This is a genomic window from Cobetia sp. 3AK, from assembly GCF_029846335.1.
In the GTDB taxonomy this organism is placed as follows: domain Bacteria; phylum Pseudomonadota; class Gammaproteobacteria; order Pseudomonadales; family Halomonadaceae; genus Cobetia; species Cobetia marina.
Map to the genome: position 1 here is coordinate 106,230 of NZ_JARWKR010000011.1, position 13,844 is coordinate 120,073.

The window sequence follows — 13,844 nt, forward strand, 5'->3', positions numbered from 1 at the left end:
AACGCAAGCCCCGGCCAGGGGCGCTGTCCTTAGAGCGTGACCGGCAGGGATCTGACACAGGACACTCCGACCTTGGTCTAACAAGTTCGCGGCAATTGACGTCATGCTTTTCGACGAAGGTCGCAGATGGCGGCAGGTTTCATGCCACGCCCGTGGATTTGACACGCGCAGCCGAGAAATTGGAAAGACCCGCCCCCCTGCACCACCCTACATTCACCGGTATCCAACAAGACGTGCCGATGTCCCGCCCGGATGCGCCTCGCATCACCTTCGCGCATCGTGCCCGGCAATCCTATCTGGCGTAATGCCACCCAGCAGCAGGGGGTTTGCTCAATGACCACCGTCACTCCGGCCGTTCCGGCCACTACCCAGCCGTCCGATTCCCTCAAGGAAACGCCGCGTACCGCTTGCCCGCTGGGCGAGACGGTGCTGCGTGCCGACGAGATTCTGGCGCCGAATACCTGGCAACGCGATCCGAGCAAGCTGTTCTCACGGGTCAGCGACCACTATCTGGTCGACGAAGATGGTTTCGTGGCTGAGCTGGTCAAGCTGCTGGACGTCAACGATGCCGACATCAAGCGTGTCGGTGACAAGGCCGCGGAGCTTGTCCGCGAGATTCGCACCATGGACACCGCCGTCGATTCCATCGACGAGCTGCTGCAGCAATACAGCCTCGACACCCAGGAAGGCGTGCTGCTGATGTGCCTGGCCGAGGCGCTGCTGCGCATTCCGGACAAGGACACCGCCGATGCGCTGATCGAGGACAAGCTGGGCGTGGCCGACTGGAAATCCCACCTCGGCCAGAGCGAGTCCTGGTTCGTCAATGCCTCCACCTGGGGCCTTCTGATGACCGGCAACGTCATCAAGATGGATCTGCCCAAGAATGACGGCAAGCCGGCGACCTTCATCAATCGCATGGTCAACCGCATGGGCGAGCCGGTCATCCGTCGCGCCATGTATCAGGCCATGAAGATCATGGGCAAGCAGTTCGTGCTGGGCCGTGACATCAAGGAAGCGCTCAAGCGCTCCCAGCCGCAGTTCGAGAAGGGCTACACCTACTCCTACGACATGCTCGGCGAAGCCGCCTGCACGCGTGCCGATGCCAAGGGCTACTTCGATGACTACGCGCGCGCCATTCGCACCGTGGGCGAGACCTCTCGCAAGCTGAAGGCCGCGACGCCGTCACCGTCGGTCTCCATCAAGCTGTCCGCCCTGCACCCGCGCTATGAATTCGGCCGTCGCGAGCAGATTCTGGAAGAGCTGGTCGCCAGCGTGCGCGAACTGGTCAGCATCGCGCGCGAGCTGGAAGTCGCCATCACCATCGATGCCGAAGAGGTCGATCGCCTCGAGCTGTCGCTGGAAGTCTTCCGCGCCGTCTACGAGAGCGACACCTGCCGCGGCTGGGGCAAGTTCGGTCTGGTGGTGCAGGCCTACTCCACCCGCGCTCTGCCGACGCTTCAGTATCTGAACCGCATCGCCGACCTGCAGGGTGACGAGATCCCGCTGCGCCTGGTCAAGGGCGCCTACTGGGACAGCGAGATCAAGGAATCCCAGGAGCTGGGGGTCGACGGTTATCCGGTCTTCACCCGCAAGGCCTCCACCGATGTCAGCTATCTGGCCTGCGTGCGCTTCCTGCTGTCCGAGAACACCCGTGGCCGCATCTATCCGCAGTTCGCGACCCACAACGCTCACACCATCAGCACCATTCTGGACGTGGCCAACTCAGGCGAGACGCGCCAGTTCGAATTCCAGCGTCTGCACGGCATGGGCGAGGCGCTGTACGACGCCGCCCTCAAGCGCGCTCCCGAAGGGACCTGGTGCCGTATCTATGCGCCGGTCGGTGCCCACAAGGACCTGCTCCCCTACCTGGTGCGTCGCCTGCTGGAGAACGGTGCCAACTCCTCGTTCGTCCACCAGCTGGTCGACCCGCGCGTGCCGGTCGAGAGCCTGTGCGTTCACCCGGTCACCACGCTGTCCCAGTTCAAGACCTACCACAATCCGCGTATCGCCCTGCCGCCGCATATCTATGGCGAGGGCCGTCGCAACTCACGCGGCATCAATCTGAACATCAACAGCCAGTACCAGCCGCTTATGGACGAGATGGCCAGGTTCATGGACAGCACCTACGACGTGCGTCCGCAGCTGGCCTTCGATGTCGATGCCAATGCCGAACGCCGTCAGGCCGTGACCTGCCCGTTCGATCGCCGCGTCACCGTGGGCCACGTGCAGTGGACCAGCGCCGATGAAGCCTCCCGCGCCATCGACGCCGCCTGGGCCGCCTTCCCGCGCTGGGAGATGACCCCGGTCGAGGAGCGTGCCGCCATCCTCGAGCGCTTCGGCGATCTGATGGAAACCCATACCGCGGAGCTGATGACCCTGTGCTCCCGCGAGGGCGGCAAGCTTCTGACCGATGGCATCGCCGAGATTCGCGAAGCCGTCGACTTCTGCCGCTACTACGCCAACCGTGCACGTGCCGACTTCGGTGCCCCCACCGTCCTGCGTGGCCCGACCGGCGAGCACAACGAGATCGTGCTGGGCGGCAAGGGCGTGTTCGCCTGCATCAGCCCCTGGAACTTCCCGGTCGCGATCTTCTGCGGTCAGATGGTCGCCGCGGCCGTCACCGGCAACACCGTGGTCGCCAAACCGGCCGAGCAGACCTCGCTGGTCGCGCATCGTGTCGTCGAGCTACTGCGTGAAGCCGGCATGCCGCGGGATGTCGTGCAGCTGCTGCCGGGCGATGGCCCGACCGTGGGCAGCGTGCTCTCCAGCGACCCGCGCATCACCGGTGTCTGCTTCACCGGCTCCACCCAGACCGCCCAGATCATCAACCGCTCTCTGGCGGCACGTGAGAATGCCCCGCTGCCGAGCCTGATCGCCGAGACCGGTGGCCTCAACGCCATGATCGTCGACTCCACCGCCCTGCCGGAGCAGGTCGTCAATGACGTGGTGCAGTCCGCCTTCCAGAGCGCCGGGCAGCGCTGTTCCGCCCTGCGTGTGCTCTACGTCCAGGAAGATGTCGCCGAGCGCGTCATCGGCCTGCTCAAGGGCGCGATGGATGAGCTGAAGATCGGCGATCCGCGCGATCTGGGCACTGATGTCGGCCCGGTCATCGATGAAGAGGCACGTGCCGGTCTGCTCAAGCACATCGAGGAATATCGTGCCCAGGGCCGCGTGGTGGCGGAAGCCAGCATGGACCCGGCGCACACCGCCGAAGGCACCTTCGTCGCGCCGATCGCGCTGCGCATCGACGGCATCGACAGCCTGGAAAGCGAGCAGTTCGGGCCGATCCTGCACATCGCCACCTGGAAAGGCGGCGATATCGACAAGGTCATCGATACCATCAATGGCCTGGGCTATGGCCTGACCTTCGGTGTGCATTCCCGAAACGAAAGTTTTGCTAATGCAGTTGCACAGAAAATTCGTGTTGGTAATGTCTACGTCAACAGGAATATCATCGGCGCAGTGGTGGGTGTACAGCCGTTTGGTGGTCAGGGCTTCTCCGGTACCGGTCCGAAAGCCGGCGGCCCCCACTACCTGCACCGTTTCGCCACCGAGAAGACCCGTACCATCAACACCACGGCACTCGGCGGCAACGCGTCTCTTCTGGCCATGGGCGACGAATGATCGGCGCTATCGCCGGTGACGGGCTCGGCATGACGGGCCTGCACGACGAGTAGCATCGGTCCCGCCTGACAGAGGACTGCATGCCGGACGTGCATGAAGTAGTCAGGCAACGGGCATCAGGACGATGCCTGGCACACCCTCTCTGCAGCACGGGGGGTGTGCTTCGGACACCGACAGGGATGCCACTTGCAGGCAGGCCGATTGACTGGCCTGCCCGCCAGGTGCCCTGCGGTGTCCGTTGCCGTTCTCCTGCTTGATTCGACGGCGACATGCGGGGACGGAGAGGCTTCAGATGATTCGTTTATGCGCTAGTCTGAACATATACAGAATGGCACCAGCCCTTGCAGGACGGTGACATTCGGTAGGTGCTCAGGGCCATGGCGGTGATGCACCAGGCGGTGCCATCTCCTCCGGGATTATCGGAACGCTCGACGTCCGACAACAATAAATGCAAAGGATTTACTCCACGATGGTCGAAAATAGCCCCACAATTCTCATCACGTTTGCCGTCTATCTGGCGGTGATGCTTGGCATCGGCCTGCTGGCCTACAAGCGCACCTCCAACATGTCGGACTACATCCTGGGCGGCCGCTCACTGGGCCCCTGGACCTCCGCGATTTCCGCCGGCGCCTCTGACATGTCCGGCTGGCTGCTGCTGGGCCTGCCGGGTGCGGCCTACCTCAGTGGTCTGTCCGCTGCCTGGATCGGCATCGGCCTGCTGGCCGGTACTTGGCTCAACTGGCTGATCGTCGCCAAGCGCCTGCGTATCTACAGCTTCGTCGCCAGCGACTCCCTGACGCTGCCGGATTACTTCGAGAAGCGCTTCCGCGACAACTCCAAGATGCTGCGTGTCATCTCGGCCGTCTTCATCCTGCTGTTCTTCCTCTTCTACACCAGCTCCGGTCTGGTGGCGGGCGGCAAGCTGTTCGAGACCGTCTTCGGCCTCGACTACACCATCGCCGTGACCGTCGGCACCATCGCCATCGTGTCCTACACCTTCTTCGGCGGCTTCCTCGCCGTGTCGTGGACCGACCTCATCCAGGGTCTGATGATGGCCGCCGCGCTGATCGTGGTGCCCATCGTCGCGCTCACCGACATGGGTGGCGTGGCAGAAGCGAGCTCGCGCATCACCGCCGAGAACCCGCTGCTGCTGGAATGGTTCCGTGACGCCTCCACCGGTGAAGCCCTGACGCTGGTCGGCATCATCTCGTCACTGGCCTGGGGTCTGGGCTACTTCGGTCAGCCGCACATCCTGGCGCGCTTCGCGGCCATCCGCAGCGAGAAGGATGTCGGCACCGCACGCACCATCGCCGTCATCTGGTCAGCCCTGGGGCTGTTCGCCGCCATCTGCATCGGCCTGCTGGGTCTCGTCTATGTGCCGAAGGATCTGGCCGACAGCGAGAAGATCTTCATGGTCATGGTGAACTTCATCTTCCACCCGGCGGTCGCCGGCGTGCTGCTGGCCGCCATCCTGGCTGCCGTGATGTCCACCGCCGACTCCCAGCTGCTGGTGTCTTCCTCTGCGCTGGCCGATGACTTCTACAAGGCGCTGTTCAAGAAGGACGCGACCCAGTCCGAGCTGGTGTGGGTCGGTCGCTTCGCCGTGATCGGCATCGCCATCATCGCGTGGGTGCTGGCACTGGACCCGAACTCCAGCGTACTGGGCCTGGTGTCCTACGCCTGGGCCGGCTTCGGCGCGGCCTTCGGTCCGGCGCTGATCATGTCGCTGTACTGGCGTCGCATGAACCGCTTCGGCGCTCTGGCCGGCATCATCGTCGGTGGCGTGACCGTGGTGGTCTGGAAGCAGCTGTCCGGTGGCATCTTCGACCTCTACGAGATCGTGCCGGGCGTCATCTTCGCCTACATCGCCATCTACGTGGTCAGCATCATGACCGCAGCGCCGAGCGATGAGATCACCGACGAATTCGAACAGGTCGAGAACCACGCCTGATCGAACTCGGCAGCATGATCTGCCGTGAGACACGACAACGCCGCCCCTCGGGGCGGCGTTGTCGTGTCTGGATAAGCGCCTGGGCAAGCGTCTGGACGCACGTCAGGGTCTCACGTCTGCTCGGCGACAGTTCTCGGCGGTGCGAAAGTCGATCACCCAGACACCCTCCCGCAAGGTCTGGGTGAAGATTCTCGGCGATCCCCCCTCATCTCCCGGGGCATCCACTGTCGCGCGCTCGTCACAGACAGGCGGCTCCTTGATACTGGCCTTGCGCTCATCATCGCGCAGCAGGGTCGCCGCACTGGCACCGGCCATGCGCAATCTCACCACAGCCCAATAGTTGTCAGGCGTGAAGGCGGCGATCAGGTTCTGGCGCACGGCGGGCACCTGACGCTCAGCGACCCGCGCCAGCGGTGCCAGCGGCGCCTTCCCCAGCACCTGCACCGCCAGCTCGTCATGGGGCCGATAGGTGTCGCGGTCACGTGGTGAGGTGATCGGCAGTCCCAGCTCACGTGCCTGGGTGACGATCTCACGCGCCAGCTGGGTCTCATGGGCCTGCTGGGCGGCCAGCGCATTGCTCCAGGCCGCGAAGATCAACCAGTGACGCAGCAACAGCAGTGCCGCCACCGCCAGCAGACAGCGCCGCAGCGTGAAGCGCTCGGAGGCTCTCGCCTGCCGGCCCGCCAGGCTCAGCATCAGGGCACCGCCCAGCAGTGCCCCCCAGCCCACCAGGGTGCGCGAGTGAAAGACCGGCTCCGCCAGCATCAGCATCGGCCCCCACAGTGCAGGTATCAGCAGCAGCGCCCACAGCAGACGACTCAGACGCTCCAGCGTCAGCTGGCGCGAGGACACCTGGCGTGCGCCATGCCGCCGGCCTGCTGTCATCAGCGCCGCCCCCAGCGCTACCACCAGCAGGCTGCCACTCAGTGCCCCGCTGACGAGATCCAGCCCGCCACGCAGGGCGGCAAGTGCCTGCGCGAGATGCTGCTCCAAGGCGGCCAGCAGCGCCGGCAGATCCCCCAGCGACAGCATCTCGCCGTGCTGCTGGCTGTAGTCGCCCGCCACCAGCAGTCGTGACAGCGGCAGGTAGAGCAGCAAGGCAGCCAGCACCAGTCCGCCGCGCTGCAGCAGCGCAAGCCAGGCGCGCCATACCGATTCACTCTGTTCGGTCTTTCCCTCTTCGAACTTCCTTTCTTCGGTATTTCTCTCTTCAGCCTCTCTCCTTTCGACCCCGCGCGGGCGCGACCCCATCAGGGCGTCCAGCAGGCTCAGCACCAGAAAGGCGTTCAGCGCCGGCTGGTAGCAGCACAGGGCCAGCAGCAGCAATCCCAGCGCCATCAATGAAGGTTGCCAGCGGCGCTGCGAACGTTGCCCCGGCCCGTGGACACCCGGGCGCAGGATCAGGCTGGCCAGCATCGCGCTGGCAAGCCCGAGACTCATCGGCAGACTGTCATAGGCATAGCTGAAGTTCTGCAGCGTGAAGGGTGTCAGCCAGATGAGCGCATTGCCCAGCACGCAGACGCCCGGCGAGAGTCCCGGCACCCGGCGCCACCAGACCAGCGCCATACCGGCCGCGATGCCCCAGGCCGCCAGCTGCGGCAAGGGCGCGACATTGACAAGCTCTCCCCCGAAGCCCAGCAGGCGCATCACGCCTTCCGCGGCCGGCCGGGCATTCAGCCCCCATCCGAAGTAGCCATCCAGGGTACGACTCATGTCATCCAGATAGAGGGCCTGCTGGCTTAACAGCGGCACGAGCCCGATGCCGAGCACGGCCAGGCTGGCAAGCAGAAGGCGCCACGCCTGGCGACGTTGGCGACGAGTCAGATCCATGATCATGTACAAGAGACGACACTCCCGGTCCTGGAGGATGAACCACTGCCACACTCGAGAGTAGCTGACTCGCGCCACAAAAAAACGCCACCCGAAGGTGGCGTTCTTTTGTGCCATATCACGGCATGTCATGCCATCACGCGAGGACAGGTGGCTTACTCGGCTGCCCTGCCCGGCTGATGGATATGCACATCGCGCTGCGGATAGGGGATGCTGATGCCGCGCTCATCGAAGGTCAGCTTGATGCGCTCGGTCATGTCCCACTTCAGTGCCCAGTAGTCGGAGGCCTGGCACCACATGCGGAAGTTGAAGTTGACCGAGCTGTCGGCCAGTTCCGCCACGGCGATCAGGTAGGACGGCTCCTTCATGATGCGCTCGTCACTGTTGACCAGCTCCTCGAGCACCGCCTTGACCTGACGGATGTCGTCGTCATAGCTGACCCCGACCACCAGATCCAGACGACGTGTCGGCAGTGCCGAATAATTGGTGATGGTCTGGGACATCACGCTGGAGTTGGGCACGGTGACCTTGCGATTGTCCGGCGTCACCAGACGAGTCTGCAGCATGGTGATCTGGTCGACGCTGCCGGACGTCCCGGCGGCCTCGATGTAATCGCCCTTCTTGAACGGACGCAGCGTCACCAGCAAAAAGCCCGAGGCCAGATTGGACAGTGAGCTCTGCAGTGCCAGACCGATGGCCAGACCCGCCGCACCCAGCGCCGCGATCATCGACGTGGTATCGACCCCCACCTGATCCAGCGCGGTCAGCAGCACCATGACCACCAGAATCGCGTAGGCGATCTGACCGACGAAGCCTGCCGCCGCCTCGTCCATGCTCTTGCGTTGCAACAGCGAGGTGACCCAGCGGGTCAGACGCTTGGCCACCCACATCCCGAACACCAGCACGGCCAGTGCTGACAACAGGGTCCCGCCCCACCACAACGCCAGCTCGAACAACTGGTCGGTTTCCATGGGAATGGCATTCAGAAAATCCACACTAACTCCTTGTAAGCCCCTTGCGATGACAGTCACTGACTACCGGGCGCTTTCTCTTGATAGGACACGAGCCGTTCACCATCAGGCGAACTGCCGCTCGGTCGGACGGATCATTCACGTTGCCGCGCGCACAATTTACCTGACTATCGTCGCCGCGTCAGTGCCATCGCGCGCCGCCGGTCAGGGTCATGGAGCACTGTCGGGCGGCGTCAGCCCCAGGGTCGAGCGCAACATCACGCTATCCAGGCGCAGGCCGACGGGAAACTTGTTGCCATCGATCCCGACATCCCGCGGGGCAATGGGCGGCGGCCCCTTGAGCGTCAGATGCAGGCTGCCGTCCGGCTGGATCAACCGCTCCGGCACCTCCACCTCGTGGCTGGCCTGACGACCGCCCACCGGCCAGCGGGCCAACAGCTCGCCTTCCCCCCACACCTCCACCGGGCGGGGTTCGGCGTCATCGGGATAGCGTGACAGCGCGAGTGCCACCACGACCGGCTGCCTGAGGCCCGGCGTGACCTTCAGACGCAGACCCACCTGCGCCTGGCGTGCACTGACCGGCCGATCCTCCTTGGGCGAATAGAACCCTTCCCACAGCACGCCGCAGTTGCCAAGCGGCTCCCCCTTGCGCACGGGATAGCGCTCGCCCAAGGCGAGAACCGGTACCTCGCCCATCGGGCGATAGCAGGTGGTGGCGTGTTCGATGAAGTAGCGTCGGTAGTGGTCATCCACCTGAGGGGTGCGTGCCAGCCACAGCATGCAGAGTTCGAAGGCCAGCACGGCGGCCGTCGCCAGCAATAGCCAGAGACGCCGCCGGCTCAAGCGGGTCGGCACGCCGTAACGCGCGTCGGCGCGCCCTCCCGAAGCGGCGGAGAGATCCGCACTCACATCAGACGAGCCAGAATGCGGCGTCATACCAGTTCTCCACCAGCCAGAGATTGAAAAGCGCGCCCAGGGCGACCAGCCCCCAGGCAAGTCGGCTCGGGAGGCGCGTGAGCAGATCCAGCAGCGCCAGCACGAACACCGGCATGCCGATCAGGTAGCGCGGGATGGCATCCAGCCCCGTGGCCAGCGGAATGAACAGGGTGAACGCCGCCAGGCCCATCTCCAGCCAGCGCCGCTGCAGGCCCAGCCAGCCGATCAACGCGATGCCGATCAGCGCCATGCTGGCCTGCCAGGCGGGCCGGAGCGTTTCCGGCGCCGTGAACCAGTACCCCAGCCCCTGCACCAGATTGACGATGGGATTGCCCATCTCGCGGCCCCAGGAGATCTGCACGTGACTGAAGGCCAGCGCATCGCCCGTCTGGTGGTAGAGCACCGCCATGAACAGAAACAGCCCCAGCGGCCCCATCACGCCGATCAACAGCCAGTCGGGGCGGCGCCACAGCTCGGCGAAGGCCGCCAGACGCAGGCGCGCCAGCAGCTCAATGCCCATGGCGATGACCCAGAACACCCCGGTGGCCCGTGTCATCGACAGCAGCAATGTCCACAGCATCACCCGTCCGGTGCGCTGACAGCGCCAGTCGATCAGGGATGCGAGACACAACAGCCAGAACAGCGATTCCGAGTACAGCGCACTGAAATAGAAGCTGTACGGCATGCTGGCGACCAGCCACACGAACAGCAGCGGCGAGGCATCAGGGCGCGTGATGGCAAGATAGCGACACCCCAGCCCCAGGGCCGCCGCCAGCAGCACATTGCTCAGCAGTACGCCCATCAGCTCCGGGTCGAGCTGGCCGCCCAGCGTCACCAGCCACAACAGGGCAGGATAGAGCGGAAAGAAGGCCCAGTTGGCGGCATCACCGTCGCTCATGCCCCGGGCTTCGACATCGTAGCCACGGGTCATGATGCCCTTGAACCAGCTGCCATCGAACTGGGCCATGGCATGCAGGTAGCTTTGATCGCCATGGGCGGCGATGGCCAGCCACGCAAGCCGCGTGATCACCAGTGCCAGCAGGATATGTGCCCAGGGAATGCTGGCGGTGCGTGCGCGCACCAGCGCCTCGCTCGGCGATGGCGTCTCGGCGACCAGCGCGGCCCCCAGGGCCGCCAGCCGCCCCTTGCCCATCCGCTCGGCCTTCACGGCAGTGCTGTCGTTCATGAGGCTCATTCCTTGAAGGCCCAGAGTCGTGATGCCAGATAGGTCACGACAGGTACCGAGAGCGTCGCGATCGCGATGGCCACGAAGCCGCTCATGCCGAGCCCCTGGATCAGCACGGCCAGCAGCCCGTTGTTGAGCGCGAAGCCGCTGGCCGCCACCAGCGCGAACCGCCAGGCGCTGCCCTGTCGCTTGAAGGTCAGTCGTCGATGCCCCACCAGCGAGACCTGGAAGGCCACACAGAAGGCCACGATATTGGCGATGAATTCATTGAGCGGTGGCCAGAGAAACAGCATCAACGCGGCGACCGCGAGGTGCACCCCCGTGGCGGCCAGCCCCACCAGACCGAAACGGGTGGCGGTGCCGGCTTCCTGTCGTGCCCGCTCTGCGGTGCTGGACGTCTGGCGTGACGTGGCATCATCCCTCACGCGAGTCTCCTCGCGTCATGTCAGGCTCGGCACTCTGACAGGATTCACGGCGGCGACTGGCCTCACGGTCACGCTGTCCGCGCAAGACCCGCGCCGTGCTGAGGCCGCTGTCCAGCCCGCTGTCCGGCGAGGTAGCGCCACCGGGGCCATCCTGCAAGCTGTCGTGATCGATCAGATACAGCGGCCGCTGCTTGGTCTCCATGAACAGGCGCCCGAGATATTCGCCCAGCACGCCGATGGAAATCAGCTGCATGCCGCCGAAGAACAGCACCGCGATCATCAGGGACGCATACCCCGGGGCATCAATGCCGAACAGCACCGTCTTGCTGATGATGACGAGAATGTAGAGGAAGGACAGCCCCGCGATGCACGCGCCGAGGTAGGTCCAGACCCGCAGCGGCCAGGTCGAGAAGCTCACCACGCCGTCCAGGGCGAAGTTCCACAGCTTCCAGTAGTTGAACTTGGTCGTGCCGGCGGTCCTTGCCGGGCGCTGATAGGTGACGCCAACCGAGCGATAACCGGGCCAGGAGAACAGTCCCTTCATGAAACGGTTGCGCTCCGGCATGCGGCGCAACGCCTCGACGACCCGACGATCCAGCAGTCGGAAATCCCCGGCGTCCCGTGGAATCTCGGTAAAGGTCAGGCGATTGAAGATGCGATAGAACCATCCTGCCGTCTTGCGCTTGGTGGCGGTGTCTTCATCACGCGCGGCGCGGACGCCATAGACCATGTCGTAGCCGGCCTGCCACTGGGTGATGAATTCGAGTATCACCTCGGGCGGGTCCTGGAGATCGACATCCATCGGCACGATGGCATCGCCTCGCGCCTGCTCGATGCCGGCGCTCATGGCCGCTTCCTTGCCGAAGTTGCGTGTCAGGCTCAGATAACGAATACGTGAATCATCGGCCGCGGCAGCTTCCAGGCGCGCCAGGGTGGCATCGCTGGAACCATCGTCGACGAACAGGATTTCCAGGTGCGGTACCTGCGCTGCCAGGGTGGCATCGATGGCGGCAAGAAACGGCGCGATCGTCTCCTCTTCATTCATCACCGGCACCACCAGCGACAGCACCCAGTCGCCTGATTGGCGCCGTGTCATGTCGCGCGGGATATAACCAGCAGACGCCGTGGACGGCCTGCTTCCCTCGGGTCCGCGGGCCGAACCGCGGGCAGAGTCAACGGATGATCGCATGCCTTCCTCCTCGAAGAGCGGTCTGGATATCGCTCGTGAACCATTGTTGTTGATATCGGTCGCCCAGCCATACCCCCACGACAGCACGCTCGGGCGCACAGGGGGCCTCTTGTGTTAGGTGGGGCTCGCAGGAGGGATTGCAATGACGCCTCGCTCACCACGTCCGGATGCCCAAGCCCAGGGCATGGGCCAAGGGCATGAGCGAATCGCGGTGACCTCCAGGCCCCCTCTCACGCGGTTGCACTGGCGTTATAGGGCGCGGACTGGCGGGATGTAAAGCGATATCGCATGTCGCTGCCGCTCAAGAAGGGCTCGCTTGCCTCCCCGGTGACACTTCTCGCGCCAGCATCCCCCCAACGCAAGAGGGGCCACTCATGGAGTGACCCCTCTCGGGACTTTCAAGGCATCGCGGTGGCTAGCTCATGCTCAGGGCGATCAGGGTGATCAGCAGCAGACACCAGCTCAGCGGTGCGCCCAGCAGCCAGGCGCGCGTGGCATGACGCGGCACCAGCCCGACCCCATGCGTGAAGCCGGCCCCCAGCCCCCACAGCGCGATCAGCAGCATCAGATAGCGCGGCCCGGTGGCCATCGAGGCGATGGCATCCGGCCCCAGCAGCATCCAGATGGCCACCATGGCAGACAGCAGCAGCGAGGCCAGATGGGCAGGGCGAGTTCGGCACCAGGCCGGTGGTCGTGAGGCGTACCAGGGTCGTGACATCGAGCTCTCCTTGATCAGAACGGTCGGCGGCGCAGAAGCATCGTTGAGGCCGCCTGCCTCAATCATCGTCAAAGGTGTGAGTCTGCTCAAGCCACAATGCATTGATGATGCCCGCGAAGCAGGCCAGCAGTACACCGAGAATCCAGGCGAAATACCACATGAAGTCGTCTCCCGGCGAGGGCGGCGCCCTCGCCCAATGATGCAGTTATGAAGCGTACGGGAAAAGCGGTTGCAGCGTCGGCTGCCTGCCTCAGTACAGACTGTGTCCGTCCTGCTCGACGTGACTCACCGTGACGCGCCGCCACATCTTCACGTAGCACCAGGTGGTGTAGAGGATGATGGTCGGCACCATCACCAGCCCCGCTACGGTGACGATGGACAGTGTCAGCTCGCTGGAGACCGAATCCCACAGCGTCAGGCTGGCCTCGCCCATGCGCGAGGACGGCACGATGAACGGGAACATGCTGATGCCTGCGGTGGCGACCACACCGCCGACCCCGACGGAACTGGCCGTGAAGGCTGCCCCGCCCTGACGTCTGGCCGAGAGCCACATCGCGGTGACGATACCCGCCACGGCGCCCAAGGGCGCGAGCAACGTCAGCGGCTCACGCGCGTAGACATCCATCCAGCTGCCGGGGCCGACCTGCTTGTCCAGCAGCTTTAGCGCCGTGCCGGTATCGCCCATCTGATCGATGCTGTAGCCCATGCCGGACAACCACACCCACAGTCCGCCCAGGCCAAACAGCCCGAGCGAAAGCAGTCCCAGCGGCTGCACCAGACGCGCACTGCGCGCCGCCACGGCGTCATCGGCACGCGCCACCAGCCAGGTACCGCCATGCAGCATCACCATCACGACGGACAGCGCCGCACACAGCAACGCGAAGGGATTGAACAGCCCGAGATAGCTGCCGTCGTAGCTGGCACGCATGTACTGATCGACTTCCAGTGGCACGCCCTGCAGCAGGTTGCCGAAGATGAGGCCGAAGAAGGCAGTGGGAATCAGGCTGCCGGCGA

Annotated in this window: 11 protein-coding genes; 2 read left to right on the forward strand and 9 right to left on the reverse strand. The window is 64.6% G+C overall.

Annotation, left to right across the window (positions count from 1 at the left end; genetic code table 11):
- The first annotated feature begins 426 nt into the window (after window positions 1-426).
- Window positions 427-3,624 (forward strand): bifunctional proline dehydrogenase/L-glutamate gamma-semialdehyde dehydrogenase PutA, encoded by a 3,198-nt coding sequence (gene putA, locus QD228_RS14905; protein WP_279875983.1) that lies wholly within the window; start codon window positions 427-429, stop codon window positions 3,622-3,624.
- A 469-nt stretch (window positions 3,625-4,093) separates the two neighbouring features.
- Window positions 4,094-5,575, forward strand: a complete 1,482-nt coding sequence (putP, locus tag QD228_RS14910; RefSeq protein WP_077372611.1) for a sodium/proline symporter PutP — start codon at window positions 4,094-4,096, stop codon at window positions 5,573-5,575.
- 102 nt (window positions 5,576-5,677) lie between these two features.
- On the opposite strand, the gene QD228_RS14915 is transcribed toward putP, so the two are convergent.
- From QD228_RS14915 to cydB, 9 genes are all read right to left on the reverse strand, one after another.
- Window positions 5,678-7,405, reverse strand: coding sequence for a glucosyltransferase domain-containing protein (locus tag QD228_RS14915; RefSeq protein ID WP_279875977.1), 1,728 nt, complete (start codon window positions 7,403-7,405; stop codon window positions 5,678-5,680).
- 155 nt (window positions 7,406-7,560) lie between these two features.
- Entirely contained in the window at window positions 7,561-8,400 is an 840-nt protein-coding gene (locus QD228_RS14920) for a mechanosensitive ion channel domain-containing protein (protein WP_240499561.1), read from the reverse strand.
- 186 nt (window positions 8,401-8,586) lie between these two features.
- Entirely contained in the window at window positions 8,587-9,312 is a 726-nt protein-coding gene (locus tag QD228_RS14925) for a hypothetical protein (RefSeq protein WP_077372605.1), read from the reverse strand.
- A complete protein-coding gene (locus tag QD228_RS14930; RefSeq protein ID WP_279875978.1) occupies window positions 9,287-10,498 on the reverse strand; it encodes a hypothetical protein in 1,212 nt (403 codons plus the stop codon). The genes QD228_RS14925 and QD228_RS14930 overlap by 26 nt, the downstream gene beginning before the upstream one ends.
- A gap of 5 nt (window positions 10,499-10,503) precedes the next feature.
- Window positions 10,504-10,923 (reverse strand): GtrA family protein, encoded by a 420-nt coding sequence (locus QD228_RS14935; RefSeq protein ID WP_084209029.1) that lies wholly within the window; start codon window positions 10,921-10,923, stop codon window positions 10,504-10,506.
- Window positions 10,913-12,019 carry a glycosyltransferase family 2 protein gene (locus QD228_RS14940; protein WP_084209030.1) on the reverse strand — a complete coding sequence of 369 codons (1,107 nt, stop codon included), beginning with the start codon at window positions 12,017-12,019 and terminating at the stop codon, window positions 10,913-10,915. Before QD228_RS14940 ends, QD228_RS14935 begins: the two co-directional genes overlap by 11 nt.
- A 508-nt stretch (window positions 12,020-12,527) precedes the next feature.
- A complete protein-coding gene (locus tag QD228_RS14945) occupies window positions 12,528-12,830 on the reverse strand; it encodes a cyd operon YbgE family protein (protein WP_167593034.1) in 303 nt (100 codons plus the stop codon).
- Window positions 12,831-12,888: 58 nt separating this feature from the next.
- Window positions 12,889-12,990: a cytochrome bd-I oxidase subunit CydX gene (cydX, locus tag QD228_RS14950; RefSeq protein ID WP_024951692.1), complete on the reverse strand. Its 102-nt coding sequence runs from the start codon at window positions 12,988-12,990 to the stop codon at window positions 12,889-12,891.
- Between the two features lie 90 nt (window positions 12,991-13,080).
- A partial coding sequence (cydB, locus tag QD228_RS14955) for a cytochrome d ubiquinol oxidase subunit II (protein ID WP_279875979.1) occupies window positions 13,081-13,844 on the reverse strand: 764 nt, incomplete at its 5' end.